This is a genomic window from Marinibacterium sp. SX1, assembly GCF_050389775.1.
Lineage (GTDB): Bacteria > Pseudomonadota > Alphaproteobacteria > Rhodobacterales > Rhodobacteraceae > Marinibacterium.
Genome location: NZ_CP177144.1, coordinates 4,249,959 through 4,269,966 on the forward strand (window position 1 = coordinate 4,249,959; position 20,008 = coordinate 4,269,966).

Annotated in this window: 20 protein-coding genes; 13 read left to right on the forward strand and 7 right to left on the reverse strand. The window is 68.9% G+C overall.

From position 1 onward, the window contains the following. Positions 1–73: 73 nt before the first annotated feature. The 6 genes from ACK3BB_RS19175 to ACK3BB_RS19200 form a co-directional block, all read right to left on the reverse strand. Positions 74–505: a hypothetical protein gene (locus tag ACK3BB_RS19175; protein WP_428926248.1), complete on the reverse strand. Its 432-nt coding sequence runs from the start codon at positions 503–505 to the stop codon at positions 74–76. Next, positions 505–876, reverse strand: coding sequence for a hypothetical protein (locus ACK3BB_RS19180; protein WP_428926249.1), 372 nt, complete (start codon positions 874–876; stop codon positions 505–507). The genes ACK3BB_RS19175 and ACK3BB_RS19180 overlap by 1 nt, the downstream gene beginning before the upstream one ends. Beyond that, positions 873–1,436, reverse strand: coding sequence for an RNA polymerase sigma factor (locus ACK3BB_RS19185; protein WP_428926250.1), 564 nt, complete (start codon positions 1,434–1,436; stop codon positions 873–875). Before ACK3BB_RS19185 ends, ACK3BB_RS19180 begins: the two co-directional genes overlap by 4 nt. A gap of 167 nt (positions 1,437–1,603) precedes the next feature. Further along, a complete protein-coding gene (locus ACK3BB_RS19190) occupies positions 1,604–1,909 on the reverse strand; it encodes a hypothetical protein (protein WP_428926251.1) in 306 nt (101 codons plus the stop codon). Between the two features lie 117 nt (positions 1,910–2,026). Then, on the reverse strand, positions 2,027–2,419 hold the full coding sequence (locus ACK3BB_RS19195; protein WP_428926252.1) for a hypothetical protein: 393 nt from the start codon (positions 2,417–2,419) through the stop codon (positions 2,027–2,029). A 202-nt stretch (positions 2,420–2,621) separates the two neighbouring features. Then, positions 2,622–3,206, reverse strand: a complete 585-nt coding sequence (locus ACK3BB_RS19200; protein WP_428926253.1) for a TetR/AcrR family transcriptional regulator — start codon at positions 3,204–3,206, stop codon at positions 2,622–2,624. A gap of 85 nt (positions 3,207–3,291) precedes the next feature. Between ACK3BB_RS19200 and ACK3BB_RS19205 the strand changes: the two genes are divergently transcribed. The 8 genes from ACK3BB_RS19205 (at position 3,292) to ACK3BB_RS19240 (ending at position 13,436) form a co-directional block, all read left to right on the forward strand. Beyond that, a complete protein-coding gene (locus ACK3BB_RS19205; RefSeq protein ID WP_428926254.1) occupies positions 3,292–4,470 on the forward strand; it encodes an efflux RND transporter periplasmic adaptor subunit in 1,179 nt (392 codons plus the stop codon). A gap of 3 nt (positions 4,471–4,473) precedes the next feature. Continuing rightward, entirely contained in the window at positions 4,474–7,581 is a 3,108-nt protein-coding gene (locus ACK3BB_RS19210) for an efflux RND transporter permease subunit (RefSeq protein WP_428926255.1), read from the forward strand. Beyond that, positions 7,578–8,945 carry an efflux transporter outer membrane subunit gene (locus tag ACK3BB_RS19215; protein ID WP_428926256.1) on the forward strand — a complete coding sequence of 456 codons (1,368 nt, stop codon included), beginning with the start codon at positions 7,578–7,580 and terminating at the stop codon, positions 8,943–8,945. The genes ACK3BB_RS19210 and ACK3BB_RS19215 overlap by 4 nt, the downstream gene beginning before the upstream one ends. 379 nt (positions 8,946–9,324) lie before the next feature. Next, positions 9,325–9,921, forward strand: coding sequence for a DUF4178 domain-containing protein (locus ACK3BB_RS19220; RefSeq protein WP_428926257.1), 597 nt, complete (start codon positions 9,325–9,327; stop codon positions 9,919–9,921). Next, entirely contained in the window at positions 9,918–11,204 is a 1,287-nt protein-coding gene (locus ACK3BB_RS19225) for a hypothetical protein (RefSeq protein ID WP_428926258.1), read from the forward strand. Before ACK3BB_RS19220 ends, ACK3BB_RS19225 begins: the two co-directional genes overlap by 4 nt. Positions 11,205–11,208: 4 nt before the next feature. Next, positions 11,209–11,370 carry a hypothetical protein gene (locus ACK3BB_RS19230; RefSeq protein WP_428926259.1) on the forward strand — a complete coding sequence of 54 codons (162 nt, stop codon included), beginning with the start codon at positions 11,209–11,211 and terminating at the stop codon, positions 11,368–11,370. An 84-nt stretch (positions 11,371–11,454) separates the two neighbouring features. Beyond that, on the forward strand, positions 11,455–11,670 hold the full coding sequence (locus ACK3BB_RS19235; protein WP_428926260.1) for a DUF350 domain-containing protein: 216 nt from the start codon (positions 11,455–11,457) through the stop codon (positions 11,668–11,670). A 245-nt stretch (positions 11,671–11,915) separates the two neighbouring features. Further along, positions 11,916–13,436 carry a polyamine aminopropyltransferase gene (locus ACK3BB_RS19240; protein WP_428928767.1) on the forward strand — a complete coding sequence of 507 codons (1,521 nt, stop codon included), beginning with the start codon at positions 11,916–11,918 and terminating at the stop codon, positions 13,434–13,436. A gap of 51 nt (positions 13,437–13,487) precedes the next feature. Here the strand turns inward: ACK3BB_RS19240 and ACK3BB_RS19245 are convergent, their stop codons facing one another. Further along, on the reverse strand, positions 13,488–13,781 hold the full coding sequence (locus ACK3BB_RS19245; protein WP_428926261.1) for a DUF2218 domain-containing protein: 294 nt from the start codon (positions 13,779–13,781) through the stop codon (positions 13,488–13,490). 163 nt (positions 13,782–13,944) lie between these two features. Between ACK3BB_RS19245 and ACK3BB_RS19250 the strand changes: the two genes are divergently transcribed. From ACK3BB_RS19250 to ACK3BB_RS19270, 5 genes are all read left to right on the forward strand, one after another. Beyond that, entirely contained in the window at positions 13,945–14,841 is an 897-nt protein-coding gene (locus tag ACK3BB_RS19250) for a siderophore ABC transporter substrate-binding protein (RefSeq protein ID WP_428928768.1), read from the forward strand. A gap of 16 nt (positions 14,842–14,857) precedes the next feature. Next, positions 14,858–15,802, forward strand: a complete 945-nt coding sequence (locus tag ACK3BB_RS19255; protein ID WP_428926262.1) for an iron chelate uptake ABC transporter family permease subunit — start codon at positions 14,858–14,860, stop codon at positions 15,800–15,802. Positions 15,803–16,109: 307 nt separating this feature from the next. Continuing rightward, complete coding sequence (locus tag ACK3BB_RS19260; protein ID WP_428926263.1) at positions 16,110–17,054, forward strand: iron chelate uptake ABC transporter family permease subunit; 945 nt, start codon at positions 16,110–16,112, stop codon at positions 17,052–17,054. Beyond that, complete coding sequence (locus tag ACK3BB_RS19265; protein WP_428926264.1) at positions 17,051–17,830, forward strand: ABC transporter ATP-binding protein; 780 nt, start codon at positions 17,051–17,053, stop codon at positions 17,828–17,830. Before ACK3BB_RS19260 ends, ACK3BB_RS19265 begins: the two co-directional genes overlap by 4 nt. A gap of 137 nt (positions 17,831–17,967) precedes the next feature. Continuing rightward, entirely contained in the window at positions 17,968–19,941 is a 1,974-nt protein-coding gene (locus ACK3BB_RS19270; RefSeq protein ID WP_428926265.1) for a TonB-dependent receptor domain-containing protein, read from the forward strand. The last annotated feature ends 67 nt before the right edge of the window (positions 19,942–20,008 follow it).

Here is a 20,008-nt window from a genome sequence, read left to right on the forward strand (position 1 = left end):
GTTTCCGCCATGGCGACAATCGACGCCAGGACACGATTTTGACACGATTCGGCGCACCACGGGCCGCGCCCGATCAGGGGCGCTCCGTCGATCCGCCGTTGCCGGCGGCCTCCGGGCGGACACCGGCATGGGTCTCAAGCCCGTCCAGCAGGGCGATCTGGACCGCGTCGAGAAGCTGGTCGATGGCCAGGCGGGTCTCGGCCATCCGGTCCAGGGTGGCCTGGCGGTCGAAAGGCTCGGCCGAGCCCGTCTCCATCGCGGCCATCCGGGCCCGCAGGACGGCGCGCAGGGCCGGCGCGATGGTGTCGCGATGGGCCACGAGCGCGGCGTTCAGGGCCCGGCGGACCTCGGGCTCCTGCAGGCCGGCATAGGCCTGGTCGCCCAGCAGGTCGGCGCGCAGGCGCAGCAGACGCAACCCGGCACCGATCGCCAGGGCATTGCCCAGCAGGGACAGGGCCAGGACGGCCACGAGGACCATCCGCCCGTTGACGGAAAACCGACGCATCAGTGACCTCCGATCATCGTGGTAAAACGGGCCAGGTCGGCCAGGGCCCGGCCCAGTCCGCCATCGACAAGCGGCACCAGCCCATAGCCCAGCCCAGCCGCCAGAAGCAGCAGGCCACCGAACCCCAGCGCCCAGGGCCAGGGCTCGGACAAGACCTCGGACCGGGGGACATCGCGGGCCGCGGATGGCCCTTCGGCCAGCGCGGTCAGCACCGCCCGCGACAACAGGGCGACGTCGGTGTCACCGTCGCGGGCCAGGCGGGCGGCCAGGGCCCGGTCAAACTCCGCATCCGTATCGGGCATGCCCGGCCCTTGCCGGTCATCCGGGCCGGCCGCCGTCGATGCATTGGGCATGTCGGTCTCCCTGGTCATTGTGGCGGGTCCTCTCCTTCGATGGCCCGGCGCAGGGTGTTGCGCGCCCGGACCAGCAATTGTTCCACCGCCCCTTCGCTCGTTCCCAGCGTCGCGGCGATCTCGGCGGTGCTCAGCTCTGCCGATGCCCGCAGCAGGATGGCCCGACGCTGACGGTCCGGCAGGGCGGCGATGGCCGCCCGGGTCCGGGCCAGGCGCTGGCGCGCGGCCATGTCGGCCTCGGGCCCGGGGGCGTCATCCTCGGGTTCAGGCAGGCTGTCCAGCCCGACAAGGCGCCGGAACCCGCCGCGACGGTTGCGGTCGATGCACAGGTTGACCGCGATCCGATAGAGCCAGGTCGACACCGCGCCCTTGTCCGGATCATAGCTTGCCGCCTTGCGCCAGGCCCGCAGAAAGACCTCCTGGGCCACGTCCTCGGCATCGGCACCGACGGTCAGGGCCTGGGCGGCATAGCGCCGGATGCCGGGGCCATAGACCGCGATCAACGCGGCCAGGGCCCGGCGATCCCCGTTCACGAGGGCAGCCATCAGGCCCTTGGCTTCAGCCGGTGTCACCTGCATCGTGGAGCATCATCCATGGGTCGTGGCCGGCGGGCGGGCGGACCGGGCGGCGGGCAATGGCACCGGACAAGCCGGACCAGACGGCGCGCGCCCTGGCAAGGGCCTTGGGGCCCCGGCCCGCCCCCGGGCCGGCCGGTTGCCCGGCCCGGGGAGGCATCTGCACAGAATCAGTTCGACCGGGTGATCTTTCGGGTCTTCGTGCCCGACTGGCCGTTCGGCCCCATGCCCGAAACGGTTGTCGTGGTGCCCCCGGCATCGGTCGTGCGCAGGCGGTTCTTGGTCGCCGTCTTGCCGTTGGCCGTGGTGGCGGTCGACGTGGTCTCGCAATTGGCCGCGCCGTTGCCGCGGATGCAATCGCGATCCTTGGACATCGTGCCCCCGTTGCCGGTGGTCACGGTGACGTTCTGGGCACCGGCCGGCAGGGCCAGGCCGAGGGGCAGGAGCAGGGCAAGGGCAAGCGTGACAGGTTTCATGAGGGTCTTCCTTTCGTGTCGGGGATGATCGGATCGGGGAAAAGGCCCCGGCGGCCTGGGAAACCGCCGGGGCGGGACTGACGGAACGTGACCGGGGATGGCGGTCACCGGGCGCCGTCAGCCCCTGGCCCTGGCCATGAATTGCTCAAGCCGGGCCAGTTCCTGTCCGCCGAGGACGCCGTCCCGGTTGCGGTCGGCGCGCGTGAACCCCGGCGCCTGGGACAGGAATTCGGTTTGTGTCAGGGCACCATCGCCATTTCCGTCACGCGACATGATGTTGCCGGACTTGCCACCCCGGGCGTCGATCTCGGCCCGGGTCAGCAGGCCATCGCCGTTGCCGTCGAGGCCGTTGAACGTGTCGACCTGGGCGGCCTGAAATTCGGTCCGGTCCAGCACGCCATCGGCATTGGCATCATATGCGCTCAGCAGGCTTTGCTGGGCCAGGGCCGCGCCGGCCATGGCAAGAGGCAGGGCCAGGCTGGCAACTGCGGCGGTCAAGAGGGGGCGCATCGGGCTCTCCTTCAAGGTTGCGATACCCTGAATACGTGGCGCCCCGGGCGGCCCTACGCCCGGCAATGCATTTTTCGCCCGGCCCTGAATTTATCCGGGCCTGCCCGGGCATGCCGGGTGCCCTGCCCCGCCTGTCGGTTTCGGATGGATCGTGGCCGTCCGCCTGAGCGCTGCGCCGGGCCGCCGAGCCGCCCGTCCGCCCTCAGGCGGCCAGGAAACAGGCCAGGTCCTGTTGCACCTTCCACGACCGGGCCAGCGCGTCGGACAGGGTGGCATCGTCCTTGCGCACCCAGGACTTGATCGCCGTTCCGGCGCAATTCATCGCCCAGGTCGCCAACGCCTTGCGCAGCTGGGGCGACATGTCGGGCTGGCGCGTGGCCAGCGCGGTTTCCAGGTCGCCCGACATCTCTTCGATGACCTCGTCCATCAGCCAGCGAATCCGGCTGTTTTCGCGCCAGAGCTCGCCGATGGCCTCGATGATGTCACCGCTGTCGACCAGCTGGTCCAGGTGGATGCCCAGCGCCGTGTAGAGATCTGCGCAGATCGCGCCGGTGCCATTTGCGATCAGGTTCAGGGCATCTTCAGGAAAATGCGGTTTGATACCGACGGCCGCGGCTTCCTTGTTCGTATAATAGTTGAAGAAGGTGCGCGGCGAGATGCCCGCCCGCTCGGCGATGGCCTCGGTCGTGACGTGGTCAAAACCGACTTCCTGCGCAAGCGCCAGTGTCGCGCGCTGGATGTCGAGCGCGGTCTGGATCTTGCGGCGTTCCCGCAGCGGAAGTTTCATCAAAAGCAAACCTTGCAGACACTGCAAACTTTTCCTAGATTGCACGCCGAGGGGGATCGGGTCAACCAAGCAGGTACGCCAAAACATGAAACGTCACGTCTCCGCCAGGAGCCATCTCGGGCTTGCTTTGCTGGCCTGCCTTTCGACCGCCACGGCGGCCATGGCGCAGCAGGAAGCGCCCCCGATGCAGGTCGGGACGATCACGCTGGAACGCCAGGCCGTACCGCGAATCGTCACCCTGCCCGGTCGGGCAGTTGCCTATCAGCAGGTCGACATCCGCCCCCGCGTCGGCGGGGTGGTAGAGGAAATTCTCTATACACCGGGTGCGGACCTGTCGGTCGGCGACCCGCTCTTCCGCATTGATGACGCCTCGTATCGCGCCTCTGTCGCGGCGGCGCAATCCGACCTGGCCACGGCCCAGGCCAACCTGCCGGTGGCCCAATCGGCCAAGGACCGGGCCGAACAGCTGGCCGGCCGCGGTTACACCGAGGCCGAGGTCGACAGTGCCCGGGCCTCGCTGGCCGAGGCCCAGGCCACGCTGGATGCCGCCCAGGCCGCGCTCGACTATGCCCAGACCGAATTGTCCTGGACCACGATCACCAGCCCGATCGAAGGCGTGGCCGAGGTCGCTTCGGTCTCGGTCGGCGACCTGGTCACCTCGGGCCAGTCCGATGCCCTGACCACCGTCACCCGGCTGGACCCGATCGAGGTCGAGATGCTCGAAGCCTCGGCCCGCATGCTGGAGCTGCGCCAGGAAATCGCCTCGGGCACACTGGAACAGAACCCCGAGCTGGAAGCCCGGCTGCTGCTGGAAACCGGCGCGGTCTACGAGGGCACCGGCCGGCTGGTCAGCCCGGGCAACACCGTGTCGACAACGACCGGCACCTTCACCGTGCGCTTCCGCTTCGACAATCCCGACCGCATGATCCTGCCCGGCATGTTCCTGCGCGGCGAGATCACCGTCGGCACGATCAATGCCTTCCTGGTGCCGCAACGCGCGGCCGAGCGCAGCAATTCCGGCGCGCTGACGGTCTATGTCGTGGGCGCCGACGGCACGTCCGAACAGGTCACCCTGAACGAGATGGGCGCTTACGAAAACGCCTGGATCGTGCCGAGCGGGCTGGACGACGGCGCACAGCTGATCGTCGACGGCCTGAAATCCATGCAGCCGGGCCTGCCCGTCAGCCCCGTTGCCGTCGAGATCGACGAAAACGGCCTGACCCAGGATCTCCCGGCCGCGGCAGCAAGCGACAGCGGCAACTGATCCATGGCATCTTTCTTCATTCACCGCCCGGTCTTCGCCTGGGTGCTGGCGATCGTCGTCATGCTTGCCGGGGCGTTCTCGCTCTTCAGCCTGCCGATCTCGCAATATCCCGACATCGCACCGACCACGGTGCGGATCTCGGCCACCTATACCGGGGCTTCGGCCGAAACCGTCGAGAACTCGGTCACCACGGTCATCGAGGACGGCCTGACCGGCCTCGACGGGCTGACCTACATGACATCGTCCTCGAGCGAGGGCTCGGCCAGCATCTCGCTGACCTTCGATGACACGATCGACCCGGACATGGCCCAGGTCCAGGTGCAGAACAAGCTCCAGCTGGTCGAATCCTCGCTGCCCACCTCGGTCACCCAGAACGGCGTCCGCGTGAACCGGTCGACCTCGTCGATCCTGATGGTCGGCGCGCTGGTCTCCGAGGACGGCACCTATTCCACCGTCGAGCTGGGCGACATCCTGGGCTCGACCCTGGAGGACCCGGTGCAGCGGACCGAGGGCGTCGGCTCGATCAACGTCTTCGGCACGCAATATGCCATGCGCATCTGGCTGAACCCGCTGCGGCTCTACCAGTACCAGCTGACCCCGTCGGACGTGACCTCGGCCGTGTCCGAGCAGAACACCAACGTGACCGTCGGCTCGCTGGGCGACCAGCCGGTCGTCAAGGGCCAGCAATTCACCGTGTCGCTCTCGGCCCAGTCGCAGCTGACCTCGATCTCGGATTTCCAGCAGATCCTGCTGAAGACCAACGAGGACGGCTCGGCCGTCTACCTGGCCGACGTGGCCACGGTGGAACTGGCCGAAGAGGATTACGGCTCGCGGTCGCGCTACAACGGCAAGCCCGCCGCCGGCTTCGGGGTCAACCTGGCCACCGGGGCCAATGCCGTGGAAACCGCCGAGCGCGTGCGCGCGGTGATCGAAGGCCTGGAAGGCGCCCTGCCCGAAGGCGTGACGATCGAATATCCCTACGACACCTCGCCCTTCGTCGAACAATCGATCGAACAGGTCTACCACACCCTGGGTGAAGCCATCGTGCTGGTGTTCCTGGTCATCCTGCTGTTCCTGCAGAGCTGGCGGGCCACGCTGATCCCGACGATTGCCGTGCCGGTCGTGCTGCTGGGCACCTTCGGGGTGCTGGCCGCCTTCGGCATGTCGATCAACACCCTGTCGATGTTCGCCCTGGTGCTGGCCATCGGCCTGCTGGTCGACGACGCCATCGTCGTGGTCGAAAACGTCGAACGGGTGATGGAGGAAGAAGGGCTCGACCCGGTCGCGGCCACCGAGAAATCGATGGGCGAGATCTCGTCGGCGCTGGTCGGCATCGTGCTGGTCCTGTCGGCGGTGTTCCTGCCCATGGCCTTCATGTCCGGCTCGACCGGCGTGATCTATCGCCAGTTCTCGGTGACGATCATCTCGGCCATGGTCCTGTCGCTGTTTGTCGCCCTGATCCTGACCCCGGCCATGTGTGCGTCGCTGCTGAAACCGTCGCACGGCCCGGCGCGCTTTGCGCCGATCCGCTGGTTCAACGGCGGGCTGGACCGGCTGACCAACGGCTATGGCAACACCGCCCGGCGCATGGGTCGCCGGCCGTTCCGGGTCATCCTGATCCTGGCGGCCATCGGCTACGGCGCGTGGTGGGTCTATGACCGCCTGCCCTCGTCCTTCCTGCCGACGGAAGACCAGGGCGTGCTGATGGCCATGATCGAACTGCCCGAAGGCGCGACGGTCGCCCAGACCGAAGACGCCGTGGCCAAGATCGAGCAGCACCTGCTGACCAATGAAAGCGAGATGGTCGACAGCGTCTTTGCCGCCGTGGGCTTCAGCTTCAGCGGCTCGGGCCAGAACAACGCCATGATGTTCGTCAAGCTGAAGGAATATGCCGACCGTCCGGGCATGGATGCCGGCGACCTGATGATGCGCACCAACGGCGCCTTCTGGAACAACCGCATGGGCCAGGTCTTCTTCCTGCAACCCCCGGCGATCCAGGGCATGGGCACCAGTTCGGGCTTCACGATGTATCTCGTGGACCAGTCGGGCAACGGCCAGATCGACCTCAAGGCCGCGGCAGACGAGCTTGTCGCCCAGGCCCAGGCCGACGGCCGGGTGGCCAACCTGCGCGGCAATGACGACGCCACCAAGCCTTCGCTGCGGCTGGACATCGACCAGCAGAAGGCCGAGGCCCTCGGCGTGTCGCTGTCGGATGTCAACTCGCTGCTGGCCACGGTCTTTGCCGGGTCCTATGTCAACGACTTCCCGCTGGGCAACGACCTGCGCGAGGTCATCGTCCAGGGCGATGCGCCCTGGCGGATGCAGCCCGGCGACATCGATGCCTGGTACGTGCGCAACTCGGATGGCGACATGGTGCCCCTGTCGTCCTTCGTCACCCGCAACTGGGACACCGTCACCCCGTCGCTGGCCCGCTACGGCGGCACCCGGGCGATGGAAATCTCGGGCGCGGCCAATGGCGTCAGCTCGGGCGTGGCGATGGACATCATGGAAGAGATCACCGCCGATCTCGATGGCGGCTACGGCTCGGCCTGGACCGGGTTGAGCTATCAGGAACGGCTGTCGGGCAACCAGGAACCGCTGCTCTACTCGCTCTCGGCCCTGGTCGTCTTCCTCTGCCTGGCGGCGCTCTACGAAAGCTGGACGGTGCCCTTTGCCGTCATGCTGTCGGTGCCGGTCGGCATCCTGGGCGCGCTGGTCGCAACCTGGTATTTCGACCAGTCCAACGATGTCTACTTCAAGGTCGGCCTGCTGACGACAATCGGCCTGGCGGCCAGGAATGCCATCCTGATCGTCGAATTCGCCGAGGCCCTGAAGGCCCAGGGACAGGATCTGCTGGAAGCGACGATCACCGCCTCCCGCCAGCGCCTGCGCCCGATCCTGATGACCTCGCTGGCCTTCGGCTTCGGCATCCTGCCGCTGGCCATGGCCGATGGCGCGGGGGCCAATGCCCAGCATTCGATCGGCATCGGCATGCTTGGCGGCATCATCTTCTCGACCCTGTTCGGTATCATCCTGGTTCCCGTCTTCTACCTTGCAGTCCTAAAGGCCGTGGACCTCTTCCGCCGCCGTCCGAAGGAAGCCACGTCATGAAATACGCCTCTCTCCTCGCGCTGCTCGCCGCCGCCGGCTGTGCCGTCGGGCCGGATTACCAGCGCCCGGCCGCCGATCTGACCACGCGGTTCGTCAATGGCGATGCGGCGTCGGTCGGCCAGGTCGCGGCCGACCGCTGGTGGCTGGATTACCAGGATGCCACGCTCAACGACCTGGTGGCGCGCGGGCTGGACCAGAACCTCGACGTGCTGCAGGCCATCGAGGTCATCAACCAGGCCCGGGCCAACCTGCGGGCCACCGGGGTCAATGCCCAGGCCAGCGGCGGCCTCGACGCCGCGGGCACGGAATCGGGCGGCAGCTCGATCAACGGCACGGTCGACGGGTCCAGCGCCACGCTGGGCGCGGCCTATGTCATCGACATCTTCGGCGGCTACCGCCGGGAACGCGAGGCGGCCGAGGCCAATCTCGTCGCGGCCCAGGCCGATGTCGAGACCACCCGCCTGGCCTGGCTGGCCGAGCTGGTCGCGGCCTATTCCAACGCGCGCTACTACCAGGCCGCGCTGGAGCTGACGCGCCAGACGATCTCGGCCCGGGAAGAGACCGTGTCGATCACCGAAGGCCAGTACAACGCCGGGGCGGCCACCGAATACGAGGTAGCCCAGGCCCAGGCCCTGCTGGCCACGGCGCGGGCCAACCTGCCGCAATACGCCGCGCTGTTCGATTCCAACGTCTATGCCATCGCGACGCTGCTCAACGAACCGGCCGGCCCGATCCTGTCGGCCATGCAGCGCGGCGCGCCCCAGCTGCGCACGCCCGGCGGCCAGGCCACCGGCGTGCCGGCCGACCTGCTGCGCAACCGGCCCGACGTGCGCAGCGCCGAGGCCGACCTGGCCGCGGCGGTGGCCAATGTCGGCGTGGCCGAGGCCGATCTCTATCCCTCGCTGACGCTCAGCGGCACGGTGGCCCGGGCCAGCGCGGCATCGACCTGGTCCTTCGGCCCGACGCTGTCGCTGCCGATCTTCAACCAGGGCGCGCTGCAGGCCAACCGGGATGCGGCGGTGTCGCAGGCCAAACAGGCCGAGATCACCTGGCGGGCCTCGGTGGTCAATGCCGTCGAGGACGTGCAGGTCGGCGCGTCGAACCTGGCGCGCTATCGCCAGCGGGCCAGCGCCCTGCGCCGGGCGGTCGACGATTACAACCGCGCCCTGACCCTGGCGCAGGAGAATTACCGCGTCGGCGCGATCACCCTGCTGGACCTGCTGGATACCGACCGGGCCACGGCCACGGCCCGGATCACCGCAGCCTCGGCGGTCAACGATTCCGCCCAGGCCTGGGCCTCGCTCAAGATCGCCACCGGCGCCGGCGCCACGGCCACCGTCGCGGGCAGCCCCGCAGGCGGCTGACCGTCCCTCCGACCGACAAGACAAAAGCCCCCGCATCCCCCGATGCGGGGGCTTTTTCATGACCGCCCGTACACTGCCCCCCGTACACTGTGCCCCGTACACTGCCCCCCGTACACTGTGCCCCGTACACTGCCCCCCGTACACTGGGGGCCCCTGTGCACTGTGCCCCCGCACACTGTGCCCCGCCCGTGCACTGCGCCCCCTCGCCCGCCCTTTGCCCATCGCCCGCACCTCGCGTCGAAACCGCCGCCTCCCTTGCGCCAAGGCCCTGCCCCACCGGCCTCGTCCCCAGCATCCCCGGCAACCTGCGCCCCGGCGCCCTTGGCAGCCCCCCCGCTTATCCCGTAGACAGCGGACGAACCCCAGCAGGACGCCGCCCATGGCCCAATGCCCCAATTGCGGAGACCACGTCGCCGAGGCCCTGGCCACGGCCCCCATGGCCGTCTGCCCGTCCTGCGACACCACGGTCTATGCCCTCGACGGCCGCCTGCTGGCCGCCGGGACGGCCGGCCAGATGCATGATGCCCCGCTGCTCTTTGCCCTGGGCGACAGCCTGCGCCTGGGCGATGTCTGGCACCAGGCCGTGGGCCATGTGCGCCTGGCCTATGCCACCGGCTGGTGGGACGAATTCTGGGTCGAGGACCACCACGGCGCCGGCCAGTGGGTCAGCATCGACGAAGGCGACATCGTGGCCCAGCAGGCCATGGCCGATCCACCGCGCATCGCCCCGCCGCGCCGGGTCGGCGCCGTGCTGTCGCATGGCCCGGGCTTCCGCGTCACCGAGATCGACCAGGGCCGCTGCATCGCCCTGCGCGGCCGCTTCCCCGAACGGCTGGCCGTCGGCGACACCCATGATTACGTCAATGCCATGGCCGAGGACGGCCGCCTGCTGTCCTGCGAAACCCATGCCGGCCGGTCCGAATGGTTCCTGGGCCACTGGCTCGATCCCTTCGACCTCGAGATCCGCCGCGCATGACCGCCGAGATCCGCGCCATCAACTGCCCCACCTGCGGGGCCGGCCAGACGGTGCCCGGCGGCGGCCGGATCCGCACCCATGTCTGCCCCTATTGCGGCTCGGCCCTCGACGCGCTGGACGATTTCCGCCTGCTCGCCCGCTACGACCGGATGTCCCGCCCGGCCGGGGCGATGGACCTGGGCCGGACCGGCCGGATCCGGGGCGTGGAGTTTACCGTCATCGGCATCGCCGGCTGGGTCGAACGCCACGGCGGGCGCAGCTGGCGCTGGACCGATCACCAGGTCTTTTCGCCGACCCATGGCTATGGCTGGGTCACCCGCGAGGACACTGGCCACTGGACCTTTACCCGCAAGCTGCGGGCCTATCCCCGGCAATGGCTGTCGCCCACGGCCGTCGAGATGGCCGAAACCCGCCCCCGCCTGTGGGTCGACGGCCAGCGCATGGCCTATTACGAAACCTCCCTGGCCCGGATCGATTTCCTGGAAGGCGCGTTCAACTGGCTGCCCGAGATCGGCACCCAGGTGCAATCGGTCACGCTGGTCGGCATCGGCCGCATGGTCACGCTGACCGGGTTCGACGCCCGCACCGAACGCGAGATCGAGCAGACCCGCCTGCTCGACCCGGATGAACGCGAGAGCTTTGGCCTGGGCGAGGAACGCCCCCGGGGCCGCCACCCGCTGCAGGCCGGGCGGACCTGGCGGCACCATGACTTTGTCATGGGCATGTCGGCGGCCTTCCTGGCCCTGGCCCTGGTGACCGGCGTCATCGCCCGCGGCGCCGGCGCCGACGCGCTGGCCAGCACCGGCCCCGTCGCCGTCCAGGATCTGCCGGTCACGCTGGAATTCGACGCCCCGGCCCGGGCCAGGCTGTTCCGGCTGCAACTGGACACCGACCTGTCCAACGGCTGGGCCTATTTCGACGTCGGGCTCGAACATGTCGCCTCGGGCGACGAGCTGGAAGCCGGGCGCGACATGGCCTTTTACTGGGGGCGCGACGCCGACGGGCGCTGGAGCGAAGGCTCGAACACCGGCCGGCTGGTCTTTCCGGCCGGGGCGCCGGGGCCCTACCGCATGACCATCGACATGCCGGAATACGGCTCGGGCGAGACCGGCACCGAGCGGACCAACACCATGGTCGAAGCGCGGGTCATCGGCCTGCGGTTCTCGTGGCGGCCGCTGCTCGCCGCGGCCGGGGTCTTTGCCCTGATGGCCGGTGCAACCTTCCTGCGCGAGACCTGGCGGCACCAGCGGTTGCTGACCGGGTCGGACTGGACCGAGGATTGATCCGATGAGCCCCGCCCGCCTGATGTTCGTCCTGTTCTGCCTCGCCATCCTGGGCGGCGGCTATTACCTGTCGTCGCAGGGCGTCTGGGGGGCCGTCGGCGGCGTGACCTCGGTGCGCGCGGGCAGCCCGGGCGCCACGGGCGGCGGCATCGGCCGGGTGAAGTAACACCGGGCAACTGACACCGGGCAAACGACACCGGGCCCACCAACACCGGGCAAACCGACACAAGGACAACAAGAGGACAACGCGATGGACGCCATCGAACTTTCCGAGATCATCAGCACGATCTTCTACACCTTTCTCGGGCTCGGCCTGCTGGTGATCTGCTGGCTGGTGATCGAACGCATCACCCCGCTGTCGCTGCGCAAGGAGCTGGAAGAAGACCAGAACACGGCCATTGCCATCGTCATCGGCGCGCTGTTCCTGTCGCTGGCCATCATCATCGCGGCCGTGATCCTGTCTTGACCGGCGGCCCGCCCCGGGAACCGGCCGCGCCTGCCTCTGCCACCCGCACCGGGCAGGCCCCCGCGCAGACGGCCGCGGGACCCGCCGACGCGGCCAGGCCGGCCGCCGGCCATGACGCTGCACCGGCCGGCACGGACCCTGCCGCGCCCAACCTGGCCGGAACCGCCCCTGCCGGAGCCGGCCCCGACCCGACCGGAACCGACCCGACCGGCCCCGCCCCCACCGGACCAAAGGGCCGGGCCGGGCTGGCCTGGCTGCTGGTCGCCACCTTCCTCGTGGCCGTGGCCGGGCTGGTCTACGAGCTGATCGCGGCCACGGCATCCAGCTACCTGCTGGGCGACAGCGTGCGGCAATTCTCGCTGGTGATCGGTGTCTTCCTCAGCTCGATGGGCCTGGGCGCCTGGCTGTCGCGCTTTGTCGGCGACCCGGCCATCGGGTTCATCCGCGCCCAGATCGCCCTGGGCCTGATCGGCGGGTTCAGCGCCGTGGCCATCTTTGCGGCCTATGCCGGCTATGGCGTCATCGGCCTGCCTCTCTATGGCTCGCTGATCGCCATCGGCGCCCTGTCGGGCATGGAAATCCCCCTGATCGCCCGCGTGCTCGACCAGATCGGCGCCCGGGATTTCCGCTTTGAAAACGTGCTGACCTTTGACTATCTCGGCGCATTGGCGGCCTCGGTCGCCTTTCCCCTGCTGATCATTCCCCATCTCGGCCTGATGAGCGCCGCCCTGGCCTTTGGCTGCCTCAACCTGGCCGTGGCCGGCCTGTCGCTGTGGCTGTTCCGCGCCCGGGCCGGGCGGGGCAGCTGGATCGCCTGGGCCCTGGCCCTGGGCCTCAGCGCCGGCGCCCTGGCCCAGTCCGAACGCATCGTCTCGGCGCTGGATGCCGCGCTGTACCAGGACGACATCATCCTGGCCGAGCGCACGCCCTACCAGGCCATCACCATCACCCGGTTCCGCGACCGGGTGCGGCTGTTTCTCGACCAGTCGATCCAGTTCGACAGCCGCGACGAGCACCGCTACCACGAAGCCCTTGTCCATCCGGTCATGGCCCGTGTCGCGCGCCCGGCCCGCGTGCTGATCCTGGGCGGCGGCGATGGCATGGCCGCCCGCGAGGTGCTGCGCCATCCGGCCGTGGAATCGGTCACGCTGGTCGATCTCGATCCCCGGGTGACCCAGATCTTCCGCGATCACGACGACCTGGCCGCGCTGAACGGCGGGTCGCTGCGCGATCCCCGGTTGCGGGTCGTCAATGCCGATGCCTGGACCTTCCTGGCCGGGGACGGGCCGGCCTATGACGTGATCATCGCCGATCTGCCCGACCCGCGGAACCTGGCCCTGTCCAAGCTCTACAGCCGCGAGTTCTACCAGCTGATGGTCCAGCGCCTGGCCTTTGGCGGGGCCTTCGTGACCCAGGCCGGATCACCGCTCTATGCCCGCCAGGCCTATTGGTCGATCGTGGCCACCCTGGCCGACACCCCCTCGCCCGCGGCCCCGGGCGACAGCCTGGCCGTCACGCCCTACCACGTGCTGGTGCCCAGCTTCGGCGATTGGGGATTTGTCCTGGCCCAGCCGCTGGCCCCGGCCGCCGATATGCAGGCCGGGCTGACCCTGCCGCCGGGGCTGCGGTTCATGTCGGCGGATGTCTGGGCCACCGCGCAGGTCTTTGACGGTGATACCGGGCCGGTCGCGGCCGAGGTCAACTCGATCCGCAACCACCCGTTGGCGGCCTATTACCAGGACGGCTGGGATTACTGGTTCGAATAACCCATGCGGGCATGGCGGGAGTCAAATGGGGCCAGTACGACCTCCCGCCCGTCACTCGGCCAGCGGCTGCCAGCCCATGCCGGTAAACGCCTCGCGAAAGGCAAACCGGCCGAGGTGATCGTCGATGATGTGGCGGGCCAGTTCCAGCCCCTGTTCGTCGGCGGCCGAGATCTCGACCCGCAGCGCCTCGGGCGTGGCCGTCAGGATGGCCAGGCCCGGGGGCAGATCGGCCTCGCCCCGGGTGTCGTCATAGCGCACGTCGACCTTGTGGGCGAAATGCTTGCACAGCTGTTGCAGGTACCTGGCCGCGTTGGGCGTGGCAAAGCTGCCGGCTTCCTTGCGCATGGCTCACTCTTTCGTGAATATCTGAATGTTTTAGTCAAGTTTCGACTTGTATGCCTCAGGCCATGCCCCTAGGCAAGTCTGGCGGCGGGCGCCCCCCGGGGCCCGTCCGCCGCCCGCATTTCAGTTCAACAGACCTTCCGGAGGTCCCATGTTCGCAAAACCGATGGCCATCCTCGCGCTTGGCGCCACCCTCAGCGGCGCGGCCGCCCTGGCCCAGGAGACCACCGTGGACACCGCCCGCGGGCCGGTTGCCGTGCCGCAATCGCCCGCGCCGCTGGCCGTGTTCGACATTGCCGCCGTCGACACGCTGGACGCGCTCGGCGTGACCATCGACGGCATGCCCCAGCCCAACTACCTGGGCTATCTCGATGACGTGGCCGGCGCCGCGGCGCCGGTGGGCACGCTGTTCGAACCCGACATGGAAGCCCTGGCCCGCATGGCCCCGGAGCTGGTGATCATCGGCGGGCGGTCCTCGACCCAGCTCGAGGCCCTGTCGAAACTGGCACCGACGATCGACATGACGATCTGGGGCGACGGCCATGTCGACCAGGTCCATGCCCGCCTGGCGGCCTATGGCGAGATCTTCGAACGCCAGGCCGAGGCCAGCGCCCTGGCCGATGCGCTGGACGACAAGATTGCCACGGCGACCGCCGCGGCTGAGGGCAAGGGCGATGCGCTGATCCTGCTGACCAATGGCGGCAAGCTGTCGGCCTATGGCGCGGATTCGCGGTTCGGCTGGGTACATGGCGCGCTGAACCTGCCCGAGGCCAAGCCCGGCCTGTCGACCGACACCCACGGCCAGGCCGTGTCCTTCGAATTCCTGGCCGAGGTCGATCCCGATTGGATCCTGGTCATCGACCGGGGCGCGGCCATCGGCCAGGCCGGCGAAGCCGCGGCGGCCACGCTGGACAACAAGCTGGTGGCCGGGACCAAGGCCGCGCAGAACGGCCATATCGTCTATCTCGATGCCGGCCCGATCTATATCGCCGGTGGTGGCGTGCAATCCATGATGGGCACGCTGGACGAGCTGATCGCCGCCTTCTCGGACAGCGACAGCTAAGACCGGACGACCGCCGATGCGCTTGCTACTGCCCGGCCTGGTGCTGCTGGCCCTGTTCGGGCTGAGCCTGGCCATCGGTGCGGCCTCCGTCGGGTCGGGGGGCGACCTGTCGCTGGCCACCCTGCTGTCGGTCAGCCGCCTGCCCCGCACCTGCGCGGCCCTGCTGGCCGGGGCCGGGCTGGCCCTGGCCGGGGTGGTCGTGCAGCAGGCCGTGCAGAACCGGTTCGTCGAACCGGGCCTGACCGGCACATCCGAAGCGGCGATGCTGGGCCTGCTGGCCATCACCCTGCTGGCCCCCGGCGCGACGGTCGGCTGGAAGATGACCATCGCCGCGATCACGGCCATGGCCGGCACCGCCGGTTTCCTCTGGCTGGCCCGCTACGTGCCGCGCTCGGACCCGATGCTGCTGCCCCTGGTCGGGCTGATCTACGGCGGCATCCTGGGCGCCGCGCTGGCCTGGATCGCCTGGATGACCGACCTGATGCAATATGTCGGCATCTGGCAGCTGGGCGAGTTTTCGGGCGTGGTCCAGGGCCGCTACGAGCTGCTCTGGATCATCGCCGGGCTGGGCGTCGTGCTCTACCTGCTGGCCGACCGGTTCACCCTGCTGGGCCTGGGCGAGGCGCAGGCCCGCAGCCTGGGTCTGGATTACCGCCAGACCCGGGCGCTGGGGCTGGTCATCGTCGCGGCGATCACGGCGGTTGTCGTGGTGACCGTCGGGGCCTTTCCCTTTGTCGGGCTGGTCGTGCCCAACATCGTGTCGCGCTGGCGCGGCGACAACCTGAGGGCCAACCTGCCGGTCGTGGCCCTGGGCGGGGCCGGGCTGGTGCTGGCCGCCGACATCATCGGGCGGGTGGTGATTTTCCCCTACGAACTGCCCGCCGCCACGATCTTTGCCGTCTTCGGCTCGGCCGTCTTCCTGTGGCTGCTCTTTGCCTCGCCGGGCGGTTCGCGGGGCTGAGCTGAACATGTCGTCTTTCACCTCTGTCCCCGCCCAAGGCACCGCCACCAACAGTGGCACCGTCCAGGGCGCCGTCCAAGACACCGCATCTGACACCGGCACCACGCAAAGCACCGCCCCCGGCCACGGCCCCACCAACGGCGCCGTGCAAGGCGCCTGCCCTGACAACGGCACCGCTCAACGCGCAGGCACGAACTACGGCCCCGCCCAAGGCAACGGCGCCATCAACGGCCCTGCCCACGGCAGCGCCCGCGCCGACGGGTCCGACAATGGCCGCCTCCCGGGTCCGCGCCGCCCGCTGGGTGCCTTGCGACGCCTGCCGCCGCTGGCCCTGCTGGGCCTGTTGCTGGCCGGCTCGGTGGCCCTGTTCCTGGGCTGGGACCTCAGCGGGCCGGTGGGCTTCATCCTGTCGCTGCGCGTGACCAAGCTGGTCGCGCTGGTGCTGGTCGGCGCGGCCGTGGGCATGGCCACGGTGCTGTTCCAGACCCTGGCCGCCTCGCGCCTGCTGACCCCGGGCATCGTCGGCTTCGACGCGCTTTTCGTCTTTCTGCAGACCCTGCTGATCCTGACCCTGGGCGGGCTGGGCTATACCACCCTGCCGCCGATGGCCAAGTTCCTGGCCGAAACCGCGATCCTGGTCGCCGCCGCCCTGCTGCTCTTCGGCCTGCTGCTCAAGGACGGCGCCCGCGACATGACCCGCATGATCCTGGCCGGAGTGATCCTGGGCGTACTGCTGCGCGGGCTGGCCGGGCTGGGCCAGCGGCTGATGGACCCGTCGGAATTTGCCGTTGTCCAGCAGGCCAGCTTTGTCAGTTTCACCTCGGTGCCCGAAGACCAGCTGGCCATCGCCGCCGCGGTGCTGGCCGTGGCCGCCGGGCTGGCCCTGCGCCTGGCCGGGCGGATGGATGTCGCCGCCCTGGGCGAGCGCACCGCGCGCAGCCTGGGCCTGGCCTATCGCCGCACCGCCCTGCAGGCCCTGGCCCTGGTCGCCGCCATGGCCGCCGTGTCGACCGCCCTGGTCGGCCCGATCACCTTCCTCGGACTGCTGGCCGCCAGCCTGGCCCACCACCTGGCCGGCACCCACCGTCATGCCATCCTTCTGCCCGCCGCCGGCCTGATCGGCGCGACGATCCTCGTCTTCGGGCAATTCGTCTTCGAAAGGCTCCTGTCCATGCAATCCTCGCTGGCCCTGCTCGTCGAATTTGCCGGCGGGCTGCTCTTTCTCGCCCTGGTCCTGAGGCGCCAGCGATGATCCGCGTCGAAGGGCTGGGCCTGTCGATCCATGGCCACGACATCCTGCACGACGTCTCGGCCGAGATCCCGAAGTCGGGCATCACCGCGCTGATCGGGCCCAATGGCGCGGGCAAGTCATCGCTGCTGCATTGCATCGCCGGGCTCAGCCGGCCCAGCACCGGCCGGGCCGAGGTCGATGGGCTGGACATTGCCCGGGCCGGCGACCTGGACCGCGCCCGCACCCTGGCCATCCTGACCCAGAGCCAGGCCGTGTCCAGCCGCCTGCGCGTGGCCGACCTGGTGGCCTTCGGGCGCTGGCCCCACCACCAGGGCCGGATCACGCCCGAGGACCGCGAGATCATCGACGAGGCCCTGCGCTGCTTTGGCCTGCAGGACCTGCGCGACCGCTATCTCGACACCCTGTCGGGCGGCCAGCGCCAGCGGGCCTTCGTGGCCATGACCCATGCCCAGGCCACCGGCTGGCTGCTGCTGGACGAACCGCTGAACGCGCTGGATCCGCGCCATGCCCATGACCTGATGAGCCGCCTGCACGCCATGTCGCGCCCCGGCCCCGAGGCCCGGGCCGTGGTCATCGTGGTGCATGATCTCAACGCTGCCGCGGCCTGGGCCGACCGGGTCATCGCCATGAAGGACGGCCGGATCACCGCCGCCGGCCCGCGCGACGCGGTGCTCACCGAATCCACCCTGACCGACCTTTTCGACACACCCTTCGGCGTGACTGCGCAATCAGGGCGGCTGTTCATCTTTACAACCGACCGGACCGACGCGCATTAGATACCTGACGCAATGATTCAGGTATAAGTGAACAATAACCGGACTTGCGTCCTGGCTGCTGCCAGATCCGCCACGCCAGGTCCGGGCCGTCCGAGGTTCCTCCCCGCAAGGCATTTCAGAGAGAGAGGAACTGGGACATGGTTCGATCCACCATGGGCCGTCTGCTGCTGGCGACGGCCCTGACCACATATGCGGGTGTCACGACGGCCCCCGCCGCCCTGGCACAGGACAGCGAAGAGGACAGCGCCACCTACCTGGGCGAGATCCGCATCGGCGAGGCCGCCGCGCAGGACGTGCTTGGCAACAAGACGATCTCGGAAGAGGAGATCGAGGAACGCAACCCGTCGAACATCCGCGAGGTCTTCGATGGCGAAAGCTCGGTCCAGACATCGGGCGGCGCGGCGATCGGGACCAAGGTCTTTGTCAACGGCATCGAGGAAAGCCTGCTGTCGGTGACCATCGACGGCGCCCGCCAGAACAAGTCGGCCTTCCACCACACCGGCAACGTGCTGCTTGATCCGGCGATGCTCAAACAGGTCGAGATCAGCGCCGGCCTGGCCCCGGCCGATGCCGGCCCGGGCGCCTCGGCCGGTGCGATCGCCTACACGACCAAGGATGCGTCCGACCTGCTGCAGCCGGGCGATGCCTTTGGCGGGCGGATCATGCTGTCGGGCGGTGACAACGGCTATGGCTTCCGGGGCAACCTGTCTGTCTTCGGCCAGGCCCAGGGCTTTGAGTACCTGCTCAGCGGCACCTACCAGCATGGCGACGATTACGACGATGGCGACGGCACGACGATCCAGGGCACCGGCGCCGACATCCAGGATTACCTGGGCAAGTTTTCCTACACGTCGGACAGCGGGTCCAGGCTGACCTTCTCGGCCAGCGTGACCGAAGACACCGGCCCGCGCGCCGCCCAGCCCGGACCGGGCGGGCTGCTGTTCATCCGCCCCGATTTTGCCGGGGTCGACGGGGTCGACAACATCATCATCGACGGGCTGAGCCGGCGGACCTCGCTGTCGCTGACCTATACCGAAGAGGCCCCGGCCGGCTGGTGGGATCCGTTCATCCAAATCGCCTACAACGAACAGGAAATCGACGCCGGTGGCGTGTTCGGCACCAACAAGAGCTTCAGCGGCGTGGTGCGCAACGAGTTCTTCATCGGCAACGGCACGCTGACGACGGGCATCGATTTCTTCGACGACAGCGCCGAGGGCGGATCGGATGCGCCGCTGAGCACCTCGGGCAAGGAAACCCTGAGCGGCATCGGCGTCTTTGCCCAGGCCCGGCAGAACCTGGGCCAGCGGGTCTCGGTGTCGTACGGGGCGCGGTATGATTACCAGTCCTTCGAAGGCACCGGCGGGCAGGAATTCGACGACGGCGGGTTCAGCTTCAACGGCTCGATCGACGTGATGCTGTCGGACATCTGGACGCTGAATGCCGGGCTGAGCCATGGCTGGGGCGGGTACCAGCTGGGCGAGGCCGCGGTCATGAACCTCAGCGGGCCGTGGGATTACACCGGCTTTACCTCGTCGACGTCCAAGTCCGCGCGGCTGGGCCTGCGTTTCGACACCGGCACGTGGCAGGGCCGGGCGGCGCTGTTCTACACCGAAGTCGACGACCTCAGCGCCATCCTGCCGACCGGCGGCGCCCGGGGTGAACTGGCCGACGTGGTCAGCCAGGGTGTCGATGCCTCGCTGGGCTACCTGTGGAACAGCGGCTTTGCCCGGCTGAACTACACCTATGCCGATGTCGACATCAACGGCGACCCGGCTTCGACGACGGCCTATTACTATGGCCGCCCCCTGGGCCACATCTTTGCCCTCGAAGCCGGCTGGGACATCGACGACCAATGGCGCATCGGGGGCACTGCCGAGATCGCGCTGGAAAACGACGATGCGGCGGTGACGCTGTCGGGCTACGAGGTGCTCAACCTCTACGCGGCCTACGTGCCGCGCCGGTTCGACAATCTCGAACTGCGGCTGGACCTGCGCAATCTCTTCAACGAGACTTATTCCAGCCGGTCGTCCGACGGTCTGGACAGCTCCCGGGTCATTGCGCTGACCGAACCGGGGCGCACCGTCACGCTGACTGCCGCGCTGTGGTTCTGACCGGAGCCTGATGGGGGCTTCTGACGGGGCCCCCTGACCGGGGGAGCCAGACCTCCCCGCCAAACCA

Excerpts from the sequence above, each read along its gene's own strand:
- ACK3BB_RS19175 (WP_428926248.1), bottom strand. The coding sequence starts at position 505 with ATGCGTCGGTTTTCCGTCAACGGGCGGATGGTCCTCGTGGCCGTCCTG.
- ACK3BB_RS19180 (WP_428926249.1), bottom strand. The coding sequence starts at position 876 with ATGACCAGGGAGACCGACATGCCCAATGCATCGACGGCGGCCGGCCCG.
- ACK3BB_RS19185 (WP_428926250.1), bottom strand. The coding sequence starts at position 1,436 with ATGCAGGTGACACCGGCTGAAGCCAAGGGCCTGATGGCTGCCCTCGTG.
- ACK3BB_RS19190 (WP_428926251.1), bottom strand. The coding sequence starts at position 1,909 with ATGAAACCTGTCACGCTTGCCCTTGCCCTGCTCCTGCCCCTCGGCCTG.
- ACK3BB_RS19195 (WP_428926252.1), bottom strand. The coding sequence starts at position 2,419 with ATGCGCCCCCTCTTGACCGCCGCAGTTGCCAGCCTGGCCCTGCCTCTT.
- ACK3BB_RS19200 (WP_428926253.1), bottom strand. The coding sequence starts at position 3,206 with ATGAAACTTCCGCTGCGGGAACGCCGCAAGATCCAGACCGCGCTCGAC.
- ACK3BB_RS19205 (WP_428926254.1), top strand. The coding sequence starts at position 3,292 with ATGAAACGTCACGTCTCCGCCAGGAGCCATCTCGGGCTTGCTTTGCTG.
- ACK3BB_RS19210 (WP_428926255.1), top strand. The coding sequence starts at position 4,474 with ATGGCATCTTTCTTCATTCACCGCCCGGTCTTCGCCTGGGTGCTGGCG.
- ACK3BB_RS19215 (WP_428926256.1), top strand. The coding sequence starts at position 7,578 with ATGAAATACGCCTCTCTCCTCGCGCTGCTCGCCGCCGCCGGCTGTGCC.
- ACK3BB_RS19220 (WP_428926257.1), top strand. The coding sequence starts at position 9,325 with ATGGCCCAATGCCCCAATTGCGGAGACCACGTCGCCGAGGCCCTGGCC.
- ACK3BB_RS19225 (WP_428926258.1), top strand. The coding sequence starts at position 9,918 with ATGACCGCCGAGATCCGCGCCATCAACTGCCCCACCTGCGGGGCCGGC.
- ACK3BB_RS19230 (WP_428926259.1), top strand. The coding sequence starts at position 11,209 with ATGAGCCCCGCCCGCCTGATGTTCGTCCTGTTCTGCCTCGCCATCCTG.
- ACK3BB_RS19235 (WP_428926260.1), top strand. The coding sequence starts at position 11,455 with ATGGACGCCATCGAACTTTCCGAGATCATCAGCACGATCTTCTACACC.
- ACK3BB_RS19245 (WP_428926261.1), bottom strand. The coding sequence starts at position 13,781 with ATGCGCAAGGAAGCCGGCAGCTTTGCCACGCCCAACGCGGCCAGGTAC.
- ACK3BB_RS19250 (WP_428928768.1), top strand. The coding sequence starts at position 13,945 with ATGGCCATCCTCGCGCTTGGCGCCACCCTCAGCGGCGCGGCCGCCCTG.
- ACK3BB_RS19255 (WP_428926262.1), top strand. The coding sequence starts at position 14,858 with ATGCGCTTGCTACTGCCCGGCCTGGTGCTGCTGGCCCTGTTCGGGCTG.
- ACK3BB_RS19265 (WP_428926264.1), top strand. The coding sequence starts at position 17,051 with ATGATCCGCGTCGAAGGGCTGGGCCTGTCGATCCATGGCCACGACATC.
- ACK3BB_RS19270 (WP_428926265.1), top strand. The coding sequence starts at position 17,968 with ATGGTTCGATCCACCATGGGCCGTCTGCTGCTGGCGACGGCCCTGACC.